Annotated in this window: 24 protein-coding genes; 15 read left to right on the top strand and 9 right to left on the bottom strand. The window is 72.6% G+C overall.

Translation table 11 applies throughout. The features are described 5' to 3' along the window. Positions 1-30 precede the first annotated feature (30 nt). Together ACWEOH_RS04200 and ACWEOH_RS04195 are read left to right on the top strand one after the other, a co-directional pair. A complete protein-coding gene (locus ACWEOH_RS04200; RefSeq protein WP_452028526.1) occupies positions 31-1,998 on the top strand; it encodes an FAD-binding protein in 1,968 nt (655 codons plus the stop codon). Continuing rightward, positions 1,995-2,942, top strand: coding sequence for an LLM class flavin-dependent oxidoreductase (locus ACWEOH_RS04195; RefSeq protein ID WP_452028524.1), 948 nt, complete (start codon positions 1,995-1,997; stop codon positions 2,940-2,942). Before ACWEOH_RS04200 ends, ACWEOH_RS04195 begins: the two co-directional genes overlap by 4 nt. Positions 2,943-2,972: 30 nt before the next feature. On the opposite strand, the gene ACWEOH_RS04190 is transcribed toward ACWEOH_RS04195, so the two are convergent. Beyond that, positions 2,973-3,644, bottom strand: a complete 672-nt coding sequence (locus tag ACWEOH_RS04190) for a helix-turn-helix domain-containing protein (RefSeq protein ID WP_452028522.1) — start codon at positions 3,642-3,644, stop codon at positions 2,973-2,975. A gap of 71 nt (positions 3,645-3,715) precedes the next feature. Between ACWEOH_RS04190 and ACWEOH_RS04185 the strand changes: the two genes are divergently transcribed. After that, on the top strand, positions 3,716-4,183 hold the full coding sequence (locus ACWEOH_RS04185) for an SRPBCC family protein (RefSeq protein ID WP_452028520.1): 468 nt from the start codon (positions 3,716-3,718) through the stop codon (positions 4,181-4,183). A 25-nt stretch (positions 4,184-4,208) separates the two neighbouring features. Then, positions 4,209-4,859: a GyrI-like domain-containing protein gene (locus ACWEOH_RS04180; protein ID WP_452028519.1), complete on the top strand. Its 651-nt coding sequence runs from the start codon at positions 4,209-4,211 to the stop codon at positions 4,857-4,859. Between the two features lie 211 nt (positions 4,860-5,070). Here the strand turns inward: ACWEOH_RS04180 and ACWEOH_RS04175 are convergent, their stop codons facing one another. Further along, entirely contained in the window at positions 5,071-6,633 is a 1,563-nt protein-coding gene (locus ACWEOH_RS04175; protein WP_452028517.1) for a multicopper oxidase family protein, read from the bottom strand. Next, positions 6,617-7,111 (bottom strand): hypothetical protein, encoded by a 495-nt coding sequence (locus tag ACWEOH_RS04170; protein WP_452028515.1) that lies wholly within the window; start codon positions 7,109-7,111, stop codon positions 6,617-6,619. The genes ACWEOH_RS04175 and ACWEOH_RS04170 overlap by 17 nt, the downstream gene beginning before the upstream one ends. A 199-nt stretch (positions 7,112-7,310) precedes the next feature. On the opposite strand from ACWEOH_RS04170, the gene ACWEOH_RS04165 reads away from it, so the two are divergent. The 3 genes from ACWEOH_RS04165 (at position 7,311) to ACWEOH_RS04155 (ending at position 12,278) form a co-directional block, all read left to right on the top strand. Beyond that, entirely contained in the window at positions 7,311-9,431 is a 2,121-nt protein-coding gene (locus ACWEOH_RS04165; protein ID WP_452028513.1) for a sensor histidine kinase, read from the top strand. 104 nt (positions 9,432-9,535) lie between these two features. Then, on the top strand, positions 9,536-11,605 hold the full coding sequence (locus ACWEOH_RS04160) for an ATP-binding protein (protein ID WP_452028511.1): 2,070 nt from the start codon (positions 9,536-9,538) through the stop codon (positions 11,603-11,605). Next, the gene (locus ACWEOH_RS04155; protein ID WP_452028509.1) at positions 11,598-12,278 is read left to right on the top strand and encodes a response regulator transcription factor; all 681 of its coding nucleotides are present in this window, start codon (positions 11,598-11,600) and stop codon (positions 12,276-12,278) included. The genes ACWEOH_RS04160 and ACWEOH_RS04155 overlap by 8 nt, the downstream gene beginning before the upstream one ends. A 36-nt stretch (positions 12,279-12,314) precedes the next feature. Here ACWEOH_RS04155 and ACWEOH_RS04150 read toward each other — a convergent pair whose 3' ends face one another. Then, entirely contained in the window at positions 12,315-13,013 is a 699-nt protein-coding gene (locus ACWEOH_RS04150; RefSeq protein ID WP_452028507.1) for an SDR family NAD(P)-dependent oxidoreductase, read from the bottom strand. A 105-nt stretch (positions 13,014-13,118) separates the two neighbouring features. On the opposite strand from ACWEOH_RS04150, the gene ACWEOH_RS04145 reads away from it, so the two are divergent. Continuing rightward, a complete protein-coding gene (locus ACWEOH_RS04145) occupies positions 13,119-13,598 on the top strand; it encodes a cupin domain-containing protein (protein ID WP_452028506.1) in 480 nt (159 codons plus the stop codon). Between the two features lie 101 nt (positions 13,599-13,699). On the opposite strand, the gene ACWEOH_RS04140 is transcribed toward ACWEOH_RS04145, so the two are convergent. After that, complete coding sequence (locus ACWEOH_RS04140) at positions 13,700-15,073, bottom strand: NAD(P)/FAD-dependent oxidoreductase (protein WP_452028504.1); 1,374 nt, start codon at positions 15,071-15,073, stop codon at positions 13,700-13,702. 110 nt (positions 15,074-15,183) lie between these two features. Continuing rightward, positions 15,184-15,636, bottom strand: coding sequence for an Lrp/AsnC family transcriptional regulator (locus ACWEOH_RS04135; RefSeq protein ID WP_352175441.1), 453 nt, complete (start codon positions 15,634-15,636; stop codon positions 15,184-15,186). 102 nt (positions 15,637-15,738) lie between these two features. Between ACWEOH_RS04135 and ACWEOH_RS04130 the strand changes: the two genes are divergently transcribed. Next, positions 15,739-16,419, top strand: a complete 681-nt coding sequence (locus tag ACWEOH_RS04130; RefSeq protein ID WP_452028502.1) for a LysE family translocator — start codon at positions 15,739-15,741, stop codon at positions 16,417-16,419. Between the two features lie 41 nt (positions 16,420-16,460). Here the strand turns inward: ACWEOH_RS04130 and ACWEOH_RS04125 are convergent, their stop codons facing one another. Together ACWEOH_RS04125 and ACWEOH_RS04120 are read right to left on the bottom strand one after the other, a co-directional pair. Then, positions 16,461-16,844, bottom strand: a complete 384-nt coding sequence (locus ACWEOH_RS04125) for a YciI family protein (RefSeq protein WP_452028500.1) — start codon at positions 16,842-16,844, stop codon at positions 16,461-16,463. Positions 16,845-16,860: 16 nt separating this feature from the next. After that, on the bottom strand, positions 16,861-17,517 hold the full coding sequence (locus ACWEOH_RS04120) for a TetR family transcriptional regulator (RefSeq protein WP_452028498.1): 657 nt from the start codon (positions 17,515-17,517) through the stop codon (positions 16,861-16,863). A gap of 247 nt (positions 17,518-17,764) precedes the next feature. Here ACWEOH_RS04120 and ACWEOH_RS04115 point away from each other — a divergent pair, with 247 nt between their 5' ends. The 5 genes from ACWEOH_RS04115 (at position 17,765) to ACWEOH_RS04095 (ending at position 22,432) form a co-directional block, all read left to right on the top strand. After that, complete coding sequence (locus ACWEOH_RS04115; protein ID WP_452031842.1) at positions 17,765-19,159, top strand: purine-cytosine permease family protein; 1,395 nt, start codon at positions 17,765-17,767, stop codon at positions 19,157-19,159. After that, positions 19,156-20,283 carry a serine hydrolase domain-containing protein gene (locus ACWEOH_RS04110; RefSeq protein WP_452028496.1) on the top strand — a complete coding sequence of 376 codons (1,128 nt, stop codon included), beginning with the start codon at positions 19,156-19,158 and terminating at the stop codon, positions 20,281-20,283. The genes ACWEOH_RS04115 and ACWEOH_RS04110 overlap by 4 nt, the downstream gene beginning before the upstream one ends. A gap of 95 nt (positions 20,284-20,378) precedes the next feature. Beyond that, positions 20,379-21,614 carry an MFS transporter gene (locus ACWEOH_RS04105; protein WP_452028494.1) on the top strand — a complete coding sequence of 412 codons (1,236 nt, stop codon included), beginning with the start codon at positions 20,379-20,381 and terminating at the stop codon, positions 21,612-21,614. A 27-nt stretch (positions 21,615-21,641) separates the two neighbouring features. Continuing rightward, positions 21,642-22,121 carry an SRPBCC domain-containing protein gene (locus tag ACWEOH_RS04100; protein ID WP_452028493.1) on the top strand — a complete coding sequence of 160 codons (480 nt, stop codon included), beginning with the start codon at positions 21,642-21,644 and terminating at the stop codon, positions 22,119-22,121. Next, positions 22,118-22,432 (top strand): ArsR/SmtB family transcription factor, encoded by a 315-nt coding sequence (locus ACWEOH_RS04095; protein WP_452028491.1) that lies wholly within the window; start codon positions 22,118-22,120, stop codon positions 22,430-22,432. The genes ACWEOH_RS04100 and ACWEOH_RS04095 overlap by 4 nt, the downstream gene beginning before the upstream one ends. Before the next feature lie 4 nt (positions 22,433-22,436). Here the strand turns inward: ACWEOH_RS04095 and ACWEOH_RS04090 are convergent, their stop codons facing one another. After that, complete coding sequence (locus tag ACWEOH_RS04090; RefSeq protein WP_452028489.1) at positions 22,437-22,832, bottom strand: hypothetical protein; 396 nt, start codon at positions 22,830-22,832, stop codon at positions 22,437-22,439. A 188-nt stretch (positions 22,833-23,020) separates the two neighbouring features. Here ACWEOH_RS04090 and ACWEOH_RS04085 point away from each other — a divergent pair, with 188 nt between their 5' ends. After that, entirely contained in the window at positions 23,021-23,473 is a 453-nt protein-coding gene (locus ACWEOH_RS04085) for a GNAT family N-acetyltransferase (RefSeq protein WP_452028487.1), read from the top strand. The last annotated feature ends 26 nt before the right edge of the window (positions 23,474-23,499 follow it).

Genomic DNA, 23,499 nt, shown 5'->3' with positions numbered 1-23,499 from the left:
TTATCATCGATGCAGCACGTTTGGAGGAGCATGACCATCGAGATCGGAATCCGGATCGAGCCGGCCGTCGACGCAGGGGCGGAGCTGGCCGTTGTCGCAGAGACGAGGGGCCTCGACCTCGTCGTGGTCGGCGCACGACGCGACGTCGACCGCGCGCCGCTCGACCCGTGGACGACCGCCGCCTGGCTGGCCGGCCGCACCGAGCGCATCGCGATCGGCGTCGACGAGCCCGCGCGGGCAGCGCGTGGCGCGGCGTTCGGGCTGCGGCACGAGGCATCCGACCCGCGCGACGCCGAGCGGCCGATCGCGAGCGTCACCGCCCGAGCCCACGACAGCCTGGACGTGCTCGCGCCCTCGCGGCTCCTCCGGGCCGGCGCGCCCGGCCATGACCGCGGCGACGGCGGAGGGCGAGCGGATGCCGCGGGCGCACCGCCGTGGCGCACCGCACCGGCCGGCGCCACCCTCGACGACCTGACGACGCTCACCGCCGAGGGCGTGCCCGTCGTCGTGCCGGCGGACACGCTCGCCGAAGTGGAACGCGTCGCCGCGCTCGCCGAGGAGCTCCGCGGGCTCGCGCCGACCCGGCCCATGCGTTCGGCGGCCGCACGCGCCCGCCGCGTCGCCGGGATCGACTACGACGGCGTTCCCGACTCGCTCGTCGACGCCACGGTGGAACCCGGTGACGCGGCATACCGCAGCGTCTCGTCCACCTACCTCCGCGGCGGGGCGCCGGGTCTCGTGCTCCGGCCGCGCACCGTCGAGGAGGTGGCCGACGCCCTCGCGTTCGCGCGACGTCATCCCGACGTGCCGCTCGGCGTCCGCAGCGGCGGACACGGCGTCAGCGGCCGGTCGACGAACCGCGGCGGCCTCGTCATCGACGTCGGTCGCATGAACACGATCGACGTGCTCGACCGCGCGCGGCGGCTCGTGCGCATCGGGCCGGGCGCGACGTGGAAGCAGGTGGCCGCGGCGCTGCATCCGTTCGGCTGGGCCCTCGGCTCGGGCGATTACGGCGGCGTCGGCGTCGGCGGACTGGCGACCGCGGGCGGCATCGGCCTCCTCTCGCGGCAGCACGGGCTCACGATCGACCACCTGCGCGCGGTCGAGCTCGTGCTCGCCGACGGAACCCTGGTGCGGGCCTCGGCCGACGAGCACGCCGACCTGTTCTGGGCCGTGCGCGGTGCCGGTGCGAACTTCGGCATCGCGACCGCGTTCGAGTTCGAGGTCGACGAGGTCGACGACGTCGGCTGGGCGAAGCTCGCGCTCATCACGCCCGATCTCGAGGGCAGCCTGCGCGACTTCGGGCGCATCGCGAGCACGGCGCCCCGCGACACCACGGCGTTCCTCGTGACCGGGCGCCCGCAGGAGGGCCAGTCGGTGATCCAGCTCTTCGCGATCGTCGACGACGCCGATCCCGACGTCGTCGTCCAGCGGCTCACGCCGTTCACGGGCGTCGGCGTGCTGGCGCAGCAGGAGGCCGCCGTCATGCCGTACCGCGACGTGATGGCGCAGGCCGCCGACGTCGGGCCCGACGGGCAGCACGGCTTCGGCGAGCCGGTGTCGCGCTCGGCGTTCCTCCCAGTGCTCACGCCCGAGTTCGCAGCGGATGCCGCGGCGCTCCTCGAGACCGGGCTCGTGCACTTCTTCGAGCTCCGCACGATGGGCGGGGCGATCGCGGACGTCGCACCCGACGCCATGGGCTTCCCGCACCGGACGCCCGCGTTCCAGGTGACCGCGATGGGGGCCGACGACGCCGCGCTCACCGCGGCGTGGGACGGCCTGCGGCACCACTTCGACGGGCTCTACCTGAGCTTCGAGACCGATCGCAGCCCCGAGCGGCTGCTCGACGCGTTCCCCGAGCCCGTGCTCGGCCGGCTGCGTGCGCTGAAGCGCCGGTACGACCCGGAGAACCGCTTCCGCGACAACTTCAACATCGACCCGACGGTCGCCGCGGCATCCGTCGGTTCTCCCGAGACCCGCTGGGAGGCGGCATCATGACCGACTACGGACACGACCTGCAGTTCGGCACCTTCATCACCCCCTCGGCACAGGGCGCCCGGCACGCCGTGGAGCTCGCCGAGGCATCCGATCGCGCCGGGCTCGACCTCGTGACGTTCCAGGATCACCCATACCAGGCGGCGTTCCTCGACACGTCGACGCTGCTCGCGTACGTGGCGGCGCGCACCGAGCGGGTGCACCTGAGCGCGAACGTCGCGAGCCTGCCGCTGCGGCCGCCCGCGGTGCTCGCCCGCGCCGCGGCATCCCTCGACGTGCTCAGCGGCGGCCGCTTCGAGCTCGGGATCGGCGCCGGCGCGTTCTGGGACGGCATCGCGGCGATGGGCGGCCGTCGGCTCACGCCCGGCCAGGGCGTCGATGCGCTGCGCGAGGGCATCGCGATCATCCGCGACCTCTGGGACGTGGATGCCGCGGGCCGGGTGTCCCACCACGGGCGGTACTACGACGTGGCCGGGGCGAAGCGCGGGCCCCGACCCGCCCATGACATCGGGGTCTGGGTCGGCGCGTACAAGCCGCGGATGCTGGGGCTCACCGGCGAGGTCGGCGACGGCTGGCTGCCGTCGCTCGAGTACCTCGACCGCGGCGTGGCGTCGCTCGACCCGTCGAACGCTCGCATCGACGACGCCGCGCTCGCCGCCGGCCGCTCGCCGCGCGACGTGCGTCGCCTGCTCAACTTCATGCGCGTCGAGCTCTCGCCGGTGTCGCGCGGGCTGCTCTCGGGGCCGCCCGAGCAGTGGGTCGACGACCTCGCCGGGCTCGCGCTCGACCACGGCATGAGCGCGTTCCTCGTCGCGGGCGACGACCCCGTGGTCGCGGAGCGGCTCGGCGCCGAGATCGCGCCCGCCGTGCGCGAGCTCGTGGCGCGCGAGCGCGGAGCGGGCGAGTCGGGCGCGGGCGAGTCGGGCGCGAGCACGACGGCGGCCTGAGCGGCGGCCTGAGCAGTCGCCGGCCAGCGGTCAGGTCGTGGGATGCATCGTCGGCGGCAGGAGCGCGGCCACGAGCGTCTCCGCGAGCCAGGCCTCGTAGGCCTCGTCGCTCCAGCCGCACTCGCCGACCAGCGCCTCGTAGTTGGCCCGGCCGCACACCGCGTAGACGATGTCGCCGGCGCGTTCGGCGGTCATGCCCTCGCGCAGCACGCTGCGCTCGGCGAGCATGCGTCCGAACCCGTCGCGCAGGCCGTGCCGTCGCTCCGCGGCGAGGCGATCGCGCAGGTCGACGAGCGAGGCGTCGCCGTTCGCCGCGGCGTCGAGGACGCGGAGGAGCGGGCCGACGCGGGACCAGATCCCGGGCTGCGTCGCCGCATACCGTCGCAACTGTCGCACGGGATCGGGTTCCTCGTCGATCCGCCGGATCGCCGGGCGTTCGCGCACCGGCACCTCGGCGCGCTCCGCGCCGCCCGCGACGGCCGCGCGCACGGCGTCGGCCAGCAGTCCGGCCTTGCCGCTCGCAGATCGATAGACCGTCTCGACGGCCACGCCCGCCTCCGCGGCGATCGCGGGGATCGTGGTGCCTGCGTACCCGCGCTCCACGAACAGCCGCGCGGCGGCGTCGATGATCCGACGGCGCGTGCCGGCCGCCTGCTCGCGCCGACGCGTGGCGTCGTACTGGCGTCTTGACACTTCTGACATTAAGGAGAATGATACTGGCATGAATATGAGATCGGCGCACCGACGCGCCGGTCGATCGGGAGGTGGCCGCCATGAAGGTCATCGAGGCCAGCGCACAGATCGCGCGCACGCCGCGTGAGGTCTTCGACTACGTCAGCGACGCCGCTCGGCTCCCCGAGTGGCAGCCGACGGTCGAGGAGGCCGGCGTCGAACCGCCCGGCATCCGCCAGGTCGGCATGATCGGCTACGAGGTCCGACGCGTGCCCGGCGGCCCGCGGCGCATCCGGTGGCGGGTCACGGAATGCGAACCCGGCGCGCGGTGGGCGGTCGAGGGCATCGACGGTCCGGTGCGCGCGCACGTGTCGATCTCGCTGGCCCCCAGCGGCGATTCCGCGACGCAGGTCGGCTACCGGATCTGGTTCGAGGGCCACGGCATCGGCCGGCTCATCCGGGTGATGGCCGCTCGGGGCGCCCGCACGGATGCCCCGGCGAGCCTCGAACGGCTCCGGCAGCGACTCGAGGGCGCACCCGCGCCGACGGGGCATCCGGTCGGGAACTGACCGAGGGTCGTCGTACGCTCACGGCATGGCCGAGTCGACGACTGCGAAGTACGACGTCAAGCGCGAGCATCGCGACCTCTACGCGCCCTCGGCGAAGGACTTCGCGATCGTCGAGGTGCCGCCGATGCGGTACCTCGCCGTCGACGGGCACGGCGATCCCAACACCGCGGCGTCGTACCGGGAGGCGGTGCAGGCGCTGTATGGCGTGGCGTACACCGTGAAGTTCGCGAGCAAGCGGAGCCTCGGACGCGACTTCGTCGTCGCCCCGCTCGAGGGACTCTGGTGGGCCGACGACCCGCGCGCATTCGCGGCGCGGGACAAAGGTGCTTGGAGCTGGACGATGCTCATCGCCCAGCCCGACTGGATCGACGACGCGGCGGTCGCCGACGCCGTGACCGCGGTGCGCGCGAAGGCGGCGAAGGCCGGCGACCCGGCGAACCCCGCGCTCGACCTGCTCCGCCTCGCGCACCTGACCGAGGGCACCTCGGCGCAGATCCTGCACGTCGGCTCGTACGAGGCCGAGTCGCCGACGCTCGCGCGCCTCCACGACGAGTGGATGCCGCAGCACGGCCTCACCTTCAACGGCCCGCACCACGAGATCTACCTCAGCGACCCCGGTCGCACGGCACCCGAGAAGCTGAAGACCGTGCTGCGCCAGCCGGTGCGGCCGGCCTGACGGGGTTCGGCGCGCATGATCGGGCGCGTGGCGTCGCCGGCGCGGGGAGAGTGACGATCCGGCGGCGGGTGGGACCAGCCGTGGTCTGCTTGGCGCAACCCCGTAGGGACAGGCCGCCTGAAACCCAGTGCTCCCGCTCTTACCTCACGACTCGACCGAATCTCTCTCACTACGTGGACCGACCAGCACGGTCATCTGTGACATCCCGACCTCACTCCGGCCGGTTCCCCGCCTCTCCGTTGATCGTGAACGGCGTCGTCACGCCCTCGTACATGACGTGCGCGACGAGCCCGTCGACCGCGTGGGGGAGCGTGTGGCAGTGGTCGCTCCAGATGCCGGGGTTGTCGGCGACGAACGCGATGTCGTAGGACTCGCCAGGGTGCACGTCGAGCGAGTCGACGATCCAGGGGCTGCCGGATGCCGCGACGCCATCCCGTGACAGCACGACCACGTGGTGCCCGTGCAGGTGCATGGGGTGCACGTCGCCCGAGTCGTTGCGCAGGCGCATCACGACGACGTCGCCCTCGCTCACGTCGAACATCGGCACGTCGGGGAACATGCGCCCGTTGATCGTCCAGAAGTTGCCGGGGCGCCCGTCGATGATGCCGAAGCGGCGCGCGATCACGTACTCGTACGAGCGGTCGGGCAGGGTCGGGTCGAAGTCGAGCGGCGCGGGTGCGCCGTAGGCGAGCAGGTCGAGCGTCGTCGAGGGCTGCGGCACGGGCGGGGCGGATGCCTCCGGTGCCCGCGGGTCCCCGATGAGCACGCTGCGCGCGCCGCCGGTGTGCAGTCGCACCAGCTCGCCGCGCGCCGGTGCCCGCATCTCGACATCCGCGCGCCCGCCCGCCGGGATGAGCACGCGCTGCCCATCGACCTCGGCGGGCACGTTCACCTCGTGCCCGTCGGTCGCGACGACGCGGAACAGGGCATCCGACCACACCGAGGCGGTGCCCTGGTCGGTGTTGATGACGCGCACGCGCACGGTCGATCCCGGGGCGGCGTCGATGCGCTCGTCGCCGGCCGCGCCGTTGAGCGTGTGCTGCCCGCCGTAGACGTGCAGCAGGGCGGTGACGTCGGTTGCGGCGACGGGCGCAGTCGCGGCATCCGTCGACGCGGTCGTCGAGGCCGGTGCGACGGCGGCCGGCTCGATCACGATCGCCCCGAGGAGCCCGCCGACGACCTGCTCGTGCGACACCTGGTGGGAGTGGTACCAGTACGTGCCGGCATCCGTCGCCTCGAAGCGGTAGACGTGGCTGCCGCCGACGGCTACGGCGTCCTGCGTGATCCCGGCGACGCCGTCGGCCGCGTTCGGCACGTCGATGCCGTGCCAGTGCAGCGTCGCCCCGGCCTCCACCGACTCGTTCACGAACGTCACCTCGACGAGGTCGCCCTGGTGCGCGCGGATCTCGGGCCCCGGCGAGGTGCCGTTCACGGTGTAGCCCTCGACCGACCGGCCGCCGGGCACGTCGATCGTGCCCTGCCGGGCGGTGAGCTCGACGCGCACGTCGGGCGCGCGGTCAGGGTCGGCCGTCAGCGCCGTGACGTCGACGGCCCCGGCCCCGGCACCGACGCCGGCGGATGCCGCGGAGGCACCGGACCCGGCCGGGCTGCCGTGCCCGTGGCCGTCGTCGCTCCCGCCGCCTCCGGCGCCCATGTCCATGACCGAGTACTCGCCGAGCAGCGTGGAACTCCACGCGAGCGCGCCGGCGCCGAGCGCGGTCGTGACCGCGACGCCGACGACGGCGCACCGCAGGAGATCACGCCGAGACGGCATCGCTCGTCGCCTCCTCGGAGGACGATCCGGTGCGAGCGGATGCGGCGTCCGTGCGCGACGCCCGCCGCACGCGGAGCGCGGCGATGACCGCAGCCAGCACGATCGCGGCCGCGTTGGCGCCGTGGATGAGGCCGAGGTAAGGGACGTCCGTGATCGAGAAGCCGAGCGTCACCTGCAGCACGATGAGCGCGAGCGTGATCGCCGCCCAGAGCTTCGCCCCGCGGGCGCGCACGAAGAACGACACGATCAGCAGTGCGACGGCGATGAGCGGCAAAGCAACGCCGCCGACGATCCCGTGGATCCAGAACCCGAGCTCGCCGGAGCCCCCGGCTCCGCCGCTCTCGAGGACGGCCTTGTCGACGACGTCGCCGCTCGACACCCGGTTGAGCACGCCGCCGAAGGCGAACGCGATGGCGGCGGCCTGCACGACCACACCGCCGGCGATGATCCAGGCTAGAGCCGTGTAGACCTTGCGCATGAGGTGCCTCCCTGTTCGGTGCGGCGCGCCGTCGTGGCATCCGCTCGCCCTCGAGGCTCGCGCAGGCGCGCCGGCGCCGGAACCCAGCAGGCCCGGAACCTCTGTGGCGGTGCGCCGCACACCGCATGGGGGCCTGCCTCCAAGGGCCGGTACGGATGCCCCTCTCCCGCCGGCGCGGCAGGAGGAGGACGATGGGGGTGTGCTCCGCAGGTGGGGATGGTTCGCAGCACTGGCGCCGCTGGGAGCGGCGTCCCTGCTGTACGTCGTCGTCGCGCGTGGATTCCTGGCCGGGGCAGCGGATCCCGCCCTCGCCTGGCCCCTGCTCGGCATCCTGCCGCTGTTCGCCTTCAGCATCTGGCTCTTGACGGCCTCCACGGCCCGCTCGGCGCTGTTCCTCGCGTGGGCGGCGACCGCGATGGCGGTGGGCGCAGCATACGAGACGTTCATGCTGACGAACCCCGACGTGATCCGGGAGCAGTGGTACCCGATCTTCAATCTCCTCGGGTTGACGGCCTCCACGGTCGCGTCCGCCGCATTCGTGAGCATGTTCGCGACCTTCCCGACGGGCATCCCCGAGAAGCGATGGCAGCGTGTCTCCGTCTGGCTGTTCTGGGTCCCGGTCGTCGTCGTCCCGTTCTCGCTCTTCGTGGTGCCGCACGTGCTCACGGTGGAGGTGCACGCCGAGCAGGGGCAGGCCATCGCGAATCCGTTCGCGCTGCCGGGCCTCGCCTGGGCGAGCCCGGTCGTGGCGTGGATCGTCTACTCGTGGCCGGCGGTGTTCCTCGCGCTCGCCGTGCTGATCTCGCGGGCGTTCTTCGGGGATCCGGTGATACGGATCCGCACGCGCCTCATGGCCTGGGTCACGTTCGCGATCGTCGTGAGCTACTCGCTCACGCTGTTCCTGCCCGAGAACCTCATGCTCAACGCCGCGGTCCTGGTGGTCCTCACGGCGATCCCGCTCGTGGCGATCCACGGCATCCTCCGGTACGGCGCATTCGACGTGGCGGCGGAGGATCGCGCGCACTTCGTGACGAGGTCCGCCGGCGTCCTCATCACCGTGCTCTACGGCATCGCCGTGGTCGCCCCGGCCGTGCTGCTCCTCGATCGCCTGACGCCGCTCGGGATCGCCTTCCTCACGGCACTCGTGGCGGTCGCCCTGCTGCCCGTGCGCGGATGGCTCCAGCGCTGGATCCACCGGGTCGTCTTCGGCGACCGCGACCGCCAGCTCGCGATGCTCAGCGAGCTCGGCGCGGAGCTCGAGCGCTCGGCCGACCCTGGCGACCTCCTGACGCACCTGGCGACCGCGGTCGGCGACGGACTGGGCGCGACCTGGGTGCGCATCCGCCTCGCGACGTCGGACGGCGCGCTCGCCGACTCGCCCGCGGGGATCGCCGGCGACGTGGTGGGCGATGCGGTCGAGGGAGCCGACCTCGTGCATGCGGAGGAGTTCCTCGGTCGTATCGACGTCGGCCCGCGCCACCGCGGGGAGTACAGCGAGGCCGAGCGGACGCTGCTGCGCACGGTCGCCGGCCAGGCCGCGGCATCCGTCGCCAACGTGCGCCTCACCGCCCGGCTCGCCGAGCAGCTCGCCGAGCTGACCGCTTCGCGGGAACGACTCGTCGCCGCGCAGGACGGGGAGCGCCGGCGCCTCGAGCGGGATCTCCACGATGGGATCCAGCAGGACATCGTCGCCCAGATCGCGGGCCTCCGGCTGGCCCGGAACCGGCTGGAGCGCGGCCAGCTCGCGGGGGCCGACCTCGCGGAGCTGCAGGAGCAGGCCCGCCAGACGCTCACCGACCTGCGCGAGCTCGCGCACGGCATCCACCCGCCGGTGCTCAGCGACAACGGGCTCGTCGCCGCGATCGAGTCGGGCGCCGCGCGGTACCCGATCCCGCTCACGGTGCACGCGGATGCGCGGGTCCGCGCCGAGCGGTATCCCGCCGACGTCGAGACGACCGCGTACTACGTGGTGCGGGAGGCGCTCACGAACACGGCGAAGCATGCGCACGCGAGCACGGCGTCGGTCGCCCTCGCCAGGACCGACGGCCGGCTGCGCGTCACGATCAGCGACGACGGCTGCGGACTCGGGGCGAGCTCCTCGAGTTCCTCGGACTCCTCGGGCGCGGCGGATTCGTCGGGCTCCGCGGGATCGTCGGGTTCCTCGCCCTCTCCGGGCGCGGCGACGAGCGGGGGGCTCGCGAACATCCGCGACCGCGTCGCCGCCCTCCGGGGCACGGTCCGCATCTCGTCCGCCGACCCCTCGGGCACCGGCACGATGGTCGACGTGGACCTGCCCGTCGGCGCCGGGGGAGCACGATGACCCGCCCCGGTCTGTGGCGTGCTCGAACGAGTGGGGGTCAGCCTCCACGCGCAGACACGGAAGGCCCTCTCCCGCGGACGCCCGCGCAGGAGGACCATGGAACCGTGGACCGCAGGTGGGTGTGCCTCGCGACGCTGGGCCCGATCGGGGTCGCCGCGCTGGTCTACATCGTCGTCGTGCGGGGCTTCATCGAGGCCGACGCCGACCACGGGCTCGCATGGCCGATCCTCGGCGCGCTGCCGCTGTTCGTGCTCGGGATGTGGCTGCTGACGGTGACGAGGTCGCTCACCGCCGTGCTCATCGGGCTCGCGGCGACCGCGATCCTCGTCGGTTCCGCGTACGAGACCTTCCTGCAGCGCAACCTCGAGATCATGGCGGAGCCGTGGTTCCCGTTCTTCAACCTGATCGGCCTGACCGCGGACGCCGCCGCGACGTCGGCGTTCCTCATCGTGTTCGCGACGTTCCCCGACGGCGTGGTCGAGCAGCGGTGGCAGCGGATCGCGGTCGCCTTCCTGTGGACCCCGCTGCTCGCAGGCCCGCTGACCCTGCTCACCACCCCGCACGTCGTGATGTCGCCGTGGATCGGCATCAGCGGTGCCGGCATCCCCAATCCCTATGCCGTGCCCTGGCTCGAATGGGCGGCTCCCCTCGTCAACATCGCGTTCCTCCAGTCGTGGCCCGCCGTGATCCTCGGACTCGCCGTGCTGGGAACGCGCGCCCTGTTCGGGTCGCCCGAGGTGCGGACGCGCACGCGGGTCATGGCGATCACGGTCGCGGCGGCCGCGGCGGCGTTCGCGATCTGGCCGCTCCTCCCGTGGCCTGAGGTCGGGCAGTTCATCGTCTACGGGGCGCTCATCGCCCTGCCGATCGCCGCCGTGCACGGCATCTTCAAGTACGGCGCGTTCGACGTCGCGCCCGGCGATCGCGGCCGCAACGCCGCCCGCTCCGCGAACCTGCTCATCACGGTCTTCTACGCCATCGCGGTCGCCACGCCGGCGATCCTGCTGTCGGGGCGGCTGCGCGTCGTACCCGCCGTGATCATCACGACCCTGGTCGCGATCGCCCTGCTGCCGGTGCGCTCGTGGGTGCAGCGCTGGATCCACCGCCGGCTCTTCGGCGACCGCGAGCGCCAGCTCGAGCTGCTCGGCGAGCTCGGCGCGAGCCTCGAGGAGGCCGGCGAGCCGCGCGACCTGCTCACCCGGCTCGCAGAGGCCGTGCGCGACGGCCTGGGCGCCTCGTGGGTGCGGATCCGCCTCGCGACGGCCGACGGCACGCTCGCCGCGTCGCCCGTGGGCACAGCGGGCGCGGCCGATACGTCGACCGAGCCGACGCTCTCCGCCGACCTCGTGCGCGGCGACGAGACGCTCGGGCGCATCGAGGTGGGTGCACGTCACCACGGCGAGTACAACGACGCCGAGCGGAGGCTCCTGCGCACGGTCGCGGGCCAGGCCGCGGCATCCGTGGCCAACGTGCGCCTCACCGCGCAGCTCGCCGAGCAGCTCGTGGAGCTGACCGCATCGCGCGAGCGGCTCGTGGCCGCGCAGGACGACGAGCGCCGGCGCCTCGAGCGCGACCTGCACGACGGGATTCAGCAGAACGTGGTCGCCCAGATCGCCGGCCTGCGCCTCGCCCGCAACCGGCTGCAGCGCGGCGAGCTCACGCCGGCCGAGCTGAGCGAGCTGCAGGACCAGGCCCGCGAGACGCTCACCGACCTGCGCGAGCTGGCGCAGGGCATCCACCCGCCGGTGCTGAGCGACAACGGGCTCGTCGCCGCGGTGGAGTCGGGGGTCGCCCGGTTCCCGATCCCGCTCTCGGTCGAGGCGGATGCCGCGGTGCGTGCCGAGCGCTACCCCGACGACATCGAGACCACGGCGTACTACGTCGTGCGCGAGGCGCTCGCGAACACGGCGAAGCACGCCAACGCGACGCACGCGTCCGTCGAGCTGGCCCGGTCGAACGGGCACCTGCGCATCGCGATCACCGATGACGGCTGCGGCATCGGCGCGTCGGCGACGGATGCCGCGACGGCCGCGGCGGCGTCGCACGGCGGGCTCGCGAACATCCGCGACCGCGTGGCCGCTCTGCGCGGGACCGTGCAGGTCGCGCCGGCCGACGGCGTGGGCAGCGGGACGACCGTGCTCGTGGACCTGCCCGTGGGTGATCGCGTTGGATGACACGGGCGTGCTGCGCGTCGTGATCGCCGAGGACAACTACCTCGTGCGCGAGGGCCTGCGGCGCTTGCTCGAGGACTCGGGCGAGATCGACGTGATCGCCTCGGTCGGCAACGGCGTCGAGCTCCTCGACGCGGTGCGTCGGCTCGGCCCCGACGCGGTGCTCACCGACATCCGGATGCCGCCGGGGCACCACATGGAGGGCATCGAGGCCGCGCACGCGATCCGCGCGGCCTCGCCCGACACGGGCGTGGTCGTGCTGTCGCAGCACGCCGACGAGAGCTACGCGCTCGCGCTCTTCGACGACGGCTCGGCGGGGCTCGGCTACCTGCTCAAGGACCGGATCGGCGACCTCGAGGACCTCGTGCACGCCCTGCGCGAGGTGCGCGCCGGCGGTTCGGTCATCGATCCGCAGATCGTCGACACGCTCGTGCGGCGCCGCAGCGCGGCGGGCGCGGCGAGCCCGCTCGCGGCGCTCTCGCCGCGCGAGCTCGAGGTGCTGCGCGAGATGGCGGCGGGCAAGACCAACGCCGGCATCGAGCAGGCGCTCTTCCTCTCGTCGTCGACCGTGGAGAAGCACGTCAACGCGATCTTCACGAAGCTGCGCCTGCCCGAGACGGGCGTGCATCGGCGGGTGGCCGCCGTGCTGGCGTTCCTGCAGAGCTCGAGCGCGTGAGCGGGACTCAGCGGAGCGGACTCAGCGGAGCGGGGCTCAGTGGAGCAGCTCGACGACCTCGCCGGCTCGCCCGTCGTCGATGAGGCGCGCGACCTGCGTGGCGATCGCCCGCGGCGGGATCAGCGGCCCGGCCGCGGCCTGCTGCTCTGTCGTGAGCGCCGCCAACTCGCGATGCGCGCGCTCCAGCCCGATCCAGCCCGGCACGACCGCCATCACGCGCACGTCGTCGCGATCGCCGAGGGCGCTCGTGAAGCGCCGCAGCGCCGCCTTCGCGGCGGCGTACTCGGGCGACGCGTAGGCATCGCCGCCCTCGCCGGCGCTGGAGCCGATGTTGACGACCGCCCCGATCCCCGACGCGATGCGCTCCCAGAGAACCTGGATCAGCCGCATGGGAGCGACGAGATCGAGCGTGAGGGCTCGATGCCAGGCGTCGGGATCCGCCGATGGGTACTGCGGCCCAGGCTGCCAGCCGCCGGCGTTGTTCACGAGCCCGCCGACGTCGTCGCGTTCGAGGAGGGCGTCGGCCGCGGCCTCGATGCCGGCGGGGGTCGACAGGTCCGCCACGATCACCGGCGCCTCGACGCGGTAACGGGCCTCGAGGTCGGCCGCGGCGGCACGTGCGGTGGGTTCATCGCGGTCGACGAGGATGACGGGCCGACCCCGCGAGGCCAGCTCGTCGGCGATGACGGTTCCGAGGCCGGAGCCCCCGCCGGTGATCACGACGCGCGAGCGCATGAGCCGATCCTTGTCCACCCCTCCGACACGGGCGCCTCGCCGGTCTAGCCTGAGACCTGGGCAGCGGGCATCCGTCGCCAGGTCGACGAAGGGGTCGCGATCCACATGGACATCACCGACAACGGGCCGGAGCCGAACGCGTTCGACATCGAGCGGGCGACGAAGGAGAACTCGAACTACCGGACGGTCGCCTGGAGCGGGAAGTACCTCCAGGTGACCCTCATGTCGATCCCGGTCGGCGAGTCGATCGGCCTCGAGGCGCACCCCGAGACCGACCAGTTCCTGCGCCTCGACGCCGGCCGCGGCCGGGCCAAGATGGGCCCGTCCAAGGACGACCTCAGCTTCCAGCAGGACGTCTCGGACGGCTGGAGCGTCCAGGTGCCGGCCGGCACGTGGCATGACGTCGAGAACACCGGGGACGAGCCGCTGCGGCTCTACGTCGTGTACGCGCCCGTGCATCACGCGGCCGGGATCGTGCAGGCCACCTCGGACGATGCGGAGCGCGACGAGGAGTCCGGCCGCGACGAGCCGCCGTCGTGGGCCGCCGAGCCCGAGGGCGGCCAGCCCGAGGACGAGCACGCCTGACGGCGGGCAGGGCTGGCAGCCCGCCGGGCACGCCTGACCTTGGGCAGCGCCGACAGCCCGCCGAGCACGCCCGGCGGCGGGCCAGCGGCATCCGCTCGCACCTAGGCGGCGCGGGCCGACTGCTCGTGCGAATCCCGCGGAGCCTGCACTCGCGTCATCGGGGCGACGCGCGGCACGCCCGCGGCGACGAACGCCTCGCGCGGGTTCTGCACCGACAGCAGCGACACGATGTCGCGGCCGGCGAACAGGGCGCTGATCCAGACGAGGAGCACGCGGAACTTCCGCTCCCAGGTCGGGATGGCGAGCACGTGGTAGCCGCGGTGCATCACCCAGGCGAGGAGCCCGGTGATGACGATCCCCTTGTACTGGAAGATCCCGCGGCCGAGGCCGAGCGTCGCGACGGCGCCGAGGCTCGCGTGGCGGTAGGGGCGCGGCCGCCGGCCGTGGAGCACGGCGACGATGTTCGCCGCCAGGCGCTTGCCCTGCCGCACGGCGTGCTGCGCGTTCGGCACGGTGGTCGTGCCGGGCACGGCGAGGTCGGGCACGGCGGCGTTGTCGCCGGCGGCCCACGCGTCCTCGACGGGGGCGTCGTCGGTGCCGACGCGCAGGTCGGGTCGCACGACGATGCGTCCGCGGTCGTCGGTGGGCAGGTCGGTGTGCTTCGCGATCACCGGATGCGCGCCGTTGCCGGCGGTCCACACGATGAGGTTCGCGTCGAACTCCTCGCCGTTCGACAGCACGACGTGGCCCCCCTCGAGCGAGACCGCCCGCGCGCCGAGGTGGATGCGCCCGCCGCGCTGCTCGAGGTGGCGCACCACCCACGCGCCCGGCCGGTCGGTGACCTCGGGCAGGATCCGATGGTTCGCCTCGACGAGGTGGAACGACAGGTCGGAGAACGAGAGCTCGGGGTACTGCAGCAGCAGGTCGGTCGCGAGCGAGAGCAGCTCCGAGAAGCCCTCGACGCCCGAGAACCCGCCGCCCACGAAGACGACGGTCAGCAGTCGGCGCCGCTCGGGTCCGTCGGGCAGCGCGGCCGCCCGGTCGAACGCCGTGAGCAGCCGGTCGCGGATCGCGACCGCCTCCTCGACGTGCTTCATGCCGATGGCCACCTCGTCGGCGCCCGGCACCGGGAGCTTGCGCGTGACGGCGCCGGCCGTGACGACGATCACGTCGTACGGGAGCGCGTAGTCCGGCGCATCCGTCGGACGCACCGTCACGGTCTTCGTCGCGTGCTCGATCCTGGTGACCGTGCCCGCGACGACCTTCGTGCGCTGCAAGTGCTTGCGCAGCGAGACCGCCGCGTGTCGCGCCTCGATCGAGCCCGCGCTCACCTCCGGAAGGAACGGCTGGTAGGTCATGTACGGGCGGGGGTCGATGATCACCAGCTCCGCCTCGTCCGGCGACAGCTGCTTCTCGAGCTTCCACGCCGTGTAGAAGCCGGCGTAGCCGCCTCCGACGATCACGATCCTTCGCATGAGCTGGCGCTCCTTTCGGTCCTTACATCAGTTAAGACCGAATAGGGGCCCGAAATGTGACAGCGCTTGCAGTCCTGGTGCTGCAGCACTCGGATGCCGCGGTCTCGCGTTCAGATCGGCAGCGGGCGGTCGTCGACGATCGTCTTCATGACAAGGGTCGACTCGACGCGCTGCACGCCGGGCAGGGCGGCGAGCTGCTCGTCCCAGAGGCGCTGGTAGGCGGCGAGGTCGCGCACCGCGACCCGCAGCAGGTAGTCGGGGTTGCCGAAGAGGCGCAGCGCCTGGATCACCTCGGGGATCTCGGCGACGGCCGCGTCGAACGCGGGGATCGTGGCCTTGTTCGCCTGCTCCATCGTGACGAACACGAGCGCGCCGAAGCCGAGTCCGACGACCTCGGGGTCGATGACGGCGCGATAGCCCGAGATGGCACCGGATGCCTCGAGTGCGTGCAGTCGGCGATGGGTCGGCGACATGCTCAGCTGCACGCGCGCCGCGAGGTCGGTGAGGCTGAGGCGGCCGTCCTGCTGCAGCTCGGTGAGGATTCTCCGATCGATGGCGTCCATGAGTGGATTCTTCCACTGGAGGCCCCATTCTGGGACGAAGTTGGAAGCCTATTCCGGCCGTCCTTCCGTAGGTTCATCGTGTACGAACCGGAAGGACCTCCCATGAACCTCGAGCTGCTGCTCGCGTGCTGGGGCATGATGACGCTCATGGTGGTCGTGCCCGGTCCCGACTGGGCGTACATCATCTCGGCGGGCATGCAGGAGCGCACCCTCGTCCCGTCGCTCGCCGGCATCCTCGTCGGGTACCTCGCGGCCGTCGTCGCCGTCGCCATCGGCGTCGGCGCGGCGGTGGCGGCGCTGCCGTGGGTGCTGGTCGCGCTCACGTTCTCGGCCGCGACGTACCTGGCCTACCTGGGCGTCAAGGTCCTGCGGCATCCTCCGGTGGTCGCGGGCGCGGTATCCGTCGGGTCGGTCGAGGGCGGCGAGGGTGCGGCCGAGGGCGGCGGGGCTGCGGCGGCATCCGATCGGCCCTGGCTGCGCCTCGTGCAGGGTGCCGGCGTGAGCGGCCTGAACCCCAAGGGGCTCCTCGTGCTCGTCGTGCTGCTGCCGCAGTTCACCGACGCGGCAAGCGCCTGGCCGATCCCCGTGCAGCTCGCCGTGCTCGGGCTGATCTTCGTGGCGAGCTGCGCGCTCGTGTACTCGGTCGTGGGCGTGAGCGCCCGGGCGGTGCTGCGGGCGCGGCCGTCGGCGATGCGTGTCCTGTCGCGGGTCTCGGGTGCGGCGATGGTCGTGCTCGCCGTCTGGCTCGTCGCCGAGCAGGTCTCGCACTTCGTGACCGCGTGACGGACGCCCGCGCCGCGTCGGTGTGCGCGGCGCTTCGTGCGTCAGTCGTCGGGCATCGAGCGCCGGTCGCCCACCGGGCCTCCGGCCTTCGGGAAGGCGAGCGAGTCGGCGGCGACCCACCACTCCATGACGTCGTACGCGAGCCGGCCGGCGATCACCGACGGGTCGGCGTCCGAGAGGCGTGCGGCCTCGTCGGGGTCGCAGGCGAAGATCGACATGCCGCGATACGACTCGTCGCTCTGCCGGTCGAAGGGCCCGTTCACCACGAGGATGCCGCGGCGCCGCAGGTCGGCGCGGTAGGCGAGATGCCGCGACTGCAGCGCTTCGAGGTCCGCCTCGGGCAGGTCGGGCGCATCGACGGGCCGCCGCAGCACCACGAGCGTGTAGACGTCGAACGCGTCGGGGATGTTCGGATCGCGTGCCATTGCACGATCCTAGGACTCACCCCTCGTCGGTCGCGCTCCCTCGCAGCGGGGCCGCCGCGGCGTGCAGCTCGCGCCCGTGCAGGCCGAGCGACTGCTCGGCGACATCCGTCACGAACCGGGTGAACGACTCGTCGGCGAAGGTGCCGACGTTGTTCGCGTAGGCGCCGACGCCGTCGACCGCGACGAGGATCCGCACGCACGCGCCGAACGGGTCGTCGGTGCGGAACTCGCCCGCCGCGACACCCTCCTCGATGAGCGCGGTGAGCCGGTTCCGGTCGAGCTCCTCCTGCTCGAGGAGCGCGTCGCCGAGGGCCGGCGTGAACCGGCAGAGGTGGCGTGCGTTCAGCCAGAGGCGCGCGGCATCCCGCCCCGGCTCGCCCTCGGCGTAGGCGACCAGGCGCGCCATGCGGGTCATCGGATCGCCGTCCTCGGGCACGAGCAGCTCGCGCTCGTCGGTGACCGCGCGCACGAACGCCTCGATCACGAGGTCCTCGGCGACGGGGAAGTAATGGGAGATCAGTCCCGGCCGCACGCCGAGCCCCTCGGCGACGGCGCGCACGGTGATGCCCTCGAGTCCGTGGGCCAGGGCGATGCGCGCGGCTTCGCCCACGATCTCGGCGCGGCGCTCCTCGGGCTGCTTCCGGACGCGTGACGTCGCAGGGCTTGACACCATGCCCGGAATCTTATTGGATAAGCGACCAATAGCCAATTGGTCACTCGACCAATAGCAACGTCGCTCCGGCTGCAGGCGACCGCGCGCCCGGCTCCGTGCAGCCGAGAGGAGCATCGTGTCCGCCACCCTCCCCCCGCCGTCCGCCGACCCGACGGCGACGACGGCCGACCCGACGACGACGGCCGAGCCGACGGAGTCGGTCGCACCCGAGTTCGTCGACGTCGCCACCCGCCCCGAGACCCGCGGCATCGAGGTCGTCCGCCCGTCCGAGCGCCACGGCCGCGCCCGCGACCTCTTCGCGGTCTGGGCGGCCCCGAACGTCAGCGTGCTGAACTTCACGATCGGCGCGACCATGATCCTGCTCGGCCTCGAGCTCTGGCAGGCGCTCGCCGTGATCGTCGTCGGCAGCCTCCCGTGGATCCTCACGGGGATCGTCGCGATCAGCGGCCCGGCGGCCGGCACCTCCGGGTCGGTGATCAGCCGGGCGATGTACGGCATCGTCGGCAACAAGCTCGTCATCGCGCTCACCGGCTGGCTGCTCTCGGCGGTGTTCCTCGCGCTCAACTGGCTCGCGTCGTCGTTCCTCGGCGCCGAGCTGCTCGCCGGCGCGGGGTTCACCGACCCCGTGCTCGTGCCGGTGCTCGTCACGGTCGTCGTGTCGGCCGTCACGGTGCTCGTCGCCGTCTACGGGCACGCGCTCATCCTGCGCACCTACCCCGCGGTGACCATCGCGCTCGTCGTCGTGTTCCTCGCCGCGACCGCGTTCTTCCTGCCGCACGTGGACTGGGGCTATCGCACCCCGGCGCCGCTCGAGGGCGTCGCGCTCTGGTCGGCCCTGACCGTCGGCTTCACGATCCTGGCCGCGACCCCGCTGTCGTATATCAACAGCCCCGACCTGGCCCGGTACCTGCCGCGGTCCACGAAGCCCTCGCACATCGTCGCCGCGACCGCGCTCGGCGGCGCCCTGCCGAGCATCCTCTTCACGGGCGTCGGCGCGCTGCTCGCGACCGGGCTGGATGCCGCGGCGATGGACGCCGGCATCGAATCGGGCATGCTCGGGCTCTTCCCGGGTTGGTTCGTGCCGGTCTTCGTCATCGCGGTCATCGTGAACACCGTCGCGCTCAACGGCATGACCACCTATACGTCGAGCATGGCGCTGCAGTCGATCGGCATCCCGCTCAAGCGCATCCCCGCCGCCATCGTGGTCGGGGTCATCGGCACGGCGCTCACGATCTACCTCGTGATGTCGACGAGCCTGCTGGGGGCGGTCAACCTCATGCTCCAAGTGCTCGTGGTGGTCATCGCGCCCGCCATGGCGATCTACGTCACCGACATCGGGATGCGCCGCAACCGCTACGACGGCGTCGAGCTGCTCGACCAGGAGCGCGGCGGTCCCTTCTGGTACCGCGGCGGCTGGAACGTCGCGGGCATCACCGCGGCCGTCGTCGGCGGCATCGCATCGTCGCTGTTCCTCACGACGGATGCCTGGGCCGGTCCGATCGCGGAGGCGATGGGCTACCTCGATCTCTCGGTGCCGGTCGGCGTGGTCGTGGCCGCCGCGCTGTACCTCGGGCTGTCGCGCTCGCGCGTGAACGGTCCAGCCCAGGATCGCCCGGCGAGGGAGCGGGGACCGCGCGCATGAGTCATCCCACGCTCGACACCTGGCAGGAGGCGCCGCACAACCGGTGGGCGTTCGCGCACCTCGGCGAGGTCGTGCCGACGGCGACGATCGCGCGGCGGCGGCCCGCGGCATCCGCTGGGCTCGTGCACCTGGACGCCCTCGAGCCGCACGTGCCCGACCTTCGCGAGCGGCTCGAGTCGACCTTCACCGACGCGTTCCTCGTGCTGCGCGGCGACGAGGTCGTCGCCGAGTACTTCCGTGCGGGCTTCGCGCCCGACGAGCGGCACCTGCTGATGAGCGTCTCGAAGTCGCTCTGCGGCCTGGTCGTCGGTGCGCTGGCGGATGCCGCGGCGCTCGACCCGGCGCGACCGGTGACCGACTACGTGCCCGAGCTCGCGGGCTCCGCCTACGACGGGCCGACGGCGCAGCACGTGCTCGACATGGCGATCGGCATCGACTACCGCGAGGACTACCTCGACGCGACCGCGGAGGTGCAGCGGCACGACCGCTCGGCCGGGTGGCGCACCCGGCTCGAGGGCGACCCGGTCGACACCGCCGACTTCCTGACCACGCTGCGCGGCAACGGCTCGGTCGGCACGTTCCAGTACTGCTCGGCGAACACTGACGTGCTCGCGTGGATCGTCGAGCGCGTCACGGGCCTCCGCTATGGCGAGGCGTTGTCGGAGCTGCTCTGGTCGAAGCTCGACGCCGATCGGGATGCCACGATCACGGTCGATCGCGCCGGCTTCGGGTTCGCGAACGGCGGGGTGTCGTGCACGGCTCGCGACCTGGCGCGCGTCGGCCGGGTCGTGCTCGACGGAGGCGTCGCCCCCGGCGGACGGGTCGTCTCCGAGGACTGGGTGCGGGCGATCCTCACGGGGGGATCGCCCGCCGCGATGCCGCCGTCGGGCTTCACCGAGGTGTTCCCGCGGGGCTCGTACACCCGGCAGTGGTGGTGCACGGGCAACACGCGCGGCAACGTGAGCGGCATCGGCATCCACGGGCAGAGCCTCTGGCTCGATCCGCGCACCGATGCCGTGGTCGTGAAGCTGTCGTCGTGGCCCGAGCCCGACGAGCCCGATCTCAACCGGGCGCAGTCGGAGCTGCTGCTCGACGTGAGCGAGGCGCTCGACGTGCTGCGCTGAACCGCACGGCTCCCAATATGCAACTCAGGGGTTGCATGAGTCTGGCCGATATGCAACTCTAGGGTTGCATAACTTCGAGCAGACGAGGAGCCGACATGACGACCACCGCAGCGCGACCGGCGACCGCCCGGGCGACCACCGTGCTCGCCGTCCTGTTCGCGGGGGCGTTCACCATGGGCTGCGCCGAGATGCTCGTCGTCGGCATGATCGACCTGATCGCGGCCGACCTCGCGATCTCGGTGCCCATGGCGGGCGTCCTGGTGACGGCCAATGCGCTGGGGCTCGCGATCGGCGGCCCGCTGCTCACGTTCCTCGTGACGCGCTTCGACCGTCGGCACGTGCTGGTCGCGGCGACCGCCGTGTTCGTGCTGGCGAACCTGCTGCCCGCCCTCATGGCCGACTACCAGGTCTTCGTCGCCGCCCGGGTCGTGATCGGCGCCGTGCAGGGGCTGTTCATCGCCGCGGCGATGGTCACCGCGACCTCGATCGTGCCGCCCGAGCGCGCCGGCCGGGCGATGGCGGTCATCATCTCGGGCTTCGCGATGTCGAGCGCGCTCGGGCTGCCGATCGGCACCCTGCTCGGGCAGGCGGTCGGCTGGCGCGGCTCGTTCGTCGCCGTCGTAGTGGCGGGCGCCGTCGTGCTCGTCTTCGCCGTCATCGTGCTGCCGTCGGTGCCGACGCCGCGAGGGAGCGGTGCGATGGGGCAGGCGCGGCACGCGTTCGCGCCGCGCGTCCTGGCAGTGCTCGCGGTGAGCTTCCTGACGTTCGCCGCGATGCTCGCCGCGATCACCTACCTCGTGCCGTTCCTCGACCAGGTCACGGATGTCTCGGGGCCGGCGGTCTCGATCTACCTCCTCGTCTACGGCGTCGCGACTGCCGTCGGCTCGTTCGGCGGCGGCCGGTTCGCGGACGCGAACGCATCGCGCATGCTCATCGTCGGTGCCATCGGCGTGTTGGCGTCGCTCGTCGCCCTGCTCGCCTTCGGACCGAACGCGATCGCCACGGCGCTCGCCGTGCTCGGCATCGGCCTGTTCGGCATGGCCACGGGGCCGTCGATCCAGCATCGCGTCGTGAGCCTCGCCGGACCCGGCGCGCCGCTCGCGTCGTCGCTGCCCGCTTCCGCGGTGAACGCCGGCATCGCGTTCGGCGCGTTCGCGGGCGGCCTGGCCATCGACGGCGGAGACGTCCGGCTGGCCGTGGTCGCCGGCATCGCCATCGCCGTCGTCGCGATCGCCGCCGCGTGGGCGACGAGCGCGCTGAAGCCCGCGGTCGCGGCATCCGTCACCGAACCCGCTCACGCGGCATCCGTCACCGAACCTCCGACCCGGTGACGGCACATCCCCACGAAAGGAACCATCATGGAGCACATGACCGACAACCCGGCATCCGTCATCGACGAGGGCCAGTTCACCGTGCGGCGCACGATCCACATCGCCGCCCCCGTCGAGAAGGTCTGGTCGGCGGTGACCGAGCCCCAGCACATCTCGAAGTGGTTCGGCCGCGCCGACTTCGCCGGCGCCGGCGTCGGCGCGACGGGCACGCTCACGTTCGACGGCTACGGCGCCGTGCCGGTGCGCATCGAGGCGATCGACGAGCCGCGCATGGTGTCGTACCGCTGGGGCAACGACGACGCGAGCGGCGTGCTGCCCGAGCAGCTCGACGACCACGCGACGGTGTTCACCTTCACGCTCGAGCCGATGTCGAACGGCACGCAGCTCACCGTCGTGGAGACCGGGTTCGACGTGACGTCCGACCCGGCCGCGAACATGGAAGCGCATCGCGCGGGCTGGGACGGCGAGCTCGACAAGCTGGTCGCCCTGCTCGAGGGCAGCGCATGACCCAGGCGCTGGTCCCCGTGTTCGCCGCACTCGGCGACGAGACCCGGTGGAGCATCCTGGCGGCACTCGGCGAGGGCGACGCGTCGGCGTCCGCCCTCGCCGGGCGCCTGCCCGTCACCCGCCAGGCCATCGCCAAGCACCTCGCCGTGCTGCAGGAGGTCGGCCTCGTCGAGCCCGTGCGCGTCGGTCGCGAGGTGCGCTACCGCGTCATCGGTGCGCAGCTCAGCGACACCGCGCACCGACTCGACGCCATCGGCGCCGAGTGGGACCGCCGACTCGCCGCCATCAAGGAGCTCGCCGAGGGGCTCTGAGGTCCTACATCATCGCCTGCAGCACTTCGGCGGTCTTCGCGTCGTCGCTCGTCGAGAGCACGAGGCGACTGTCGCCGGCCACGTACGCGAACGAGATGTTGACGTCGGCGTCGGCCAGCGCTCGCGCCATCTTGCCGAATCCGCCCGGCGTCGCGACCCACTCCTCGCGGAGCGGGGGACTGACGAGCACTTCGGTCTCGCGATCGACCGTGATGCCGGCGCCCTCGAGTGCGGTTCGAGCACGTGCGCCGTCGTCGACGAGGATGTGCACGGTGCTCCGCCCTCCGTCGGCCATCGCGCAGAGCCCCTCGATGTTGACGCCCGCCGTGCCGAGCGCCTCGCCGAGTCGTGCCGCTTCACCGGGCTTGTCCTCGAGGGTCAGGTAGAGATCCTTCGCCATTGCGGCACCTCCTTCCCAGTGACCTCAGGTCTACGCCCGCGCCGGTGGGGCGTCAATGGACGTGAGGAAAACTCAATCTCGTGACCGGGCCGTGGTGGCACCGGCGCGGCGCTGTCACAATGGCGGGACCTGACTTGTCCTCGTTCATGAGCGGCTCGACCGAGCCGAGAACGGAGCGGAGGGGCGCGATGAGCACCGGTGATGATGCAGCGCGGTTCGAGTATCCGGATGCCGCGGGGTATCCCGACGGGAGCGGCACCCTCGACGAGGGCACCGCAGCACTCGTCGACGAGGTGACCGCCGACGCGCTGCGCGCGGTCGACACGCCGTCGGAGGACGCCGACGCCGAGATCGAGGTGCGCCGCGACGACGAACGGGGCGTCTTCGCCGCGACGCTCGAGGGCAGGGAGATCGCGACCATCCGCTACGACCTCGACGGCGATCGGATCACCCTCATCACCACGACGGTCGAACCCGAGTTCCGCGGTCGCGGCATCGCGACCGACCTCATCGCCGATGCGCTCGACGAGCTCCGCGAGCGTGGCACGCGCTTCACCGTGCTCTGCCCGGTCGTGGCCGCGTTCATCGCCGGGAACCCCGAGTACGCGGGCCTGGCGGACGCGGGCGGATCCGGCGCCTGACCCGATCGGACGCCGACGCCCGATCA

Source organism: Agromyces sp. NPDC004153 (assembly GCF_053603635.1).
Note: the sequence above shows the minus strand (reverse complement) of the source record. Positions and strands in the feature narration are given on the sequence as shown.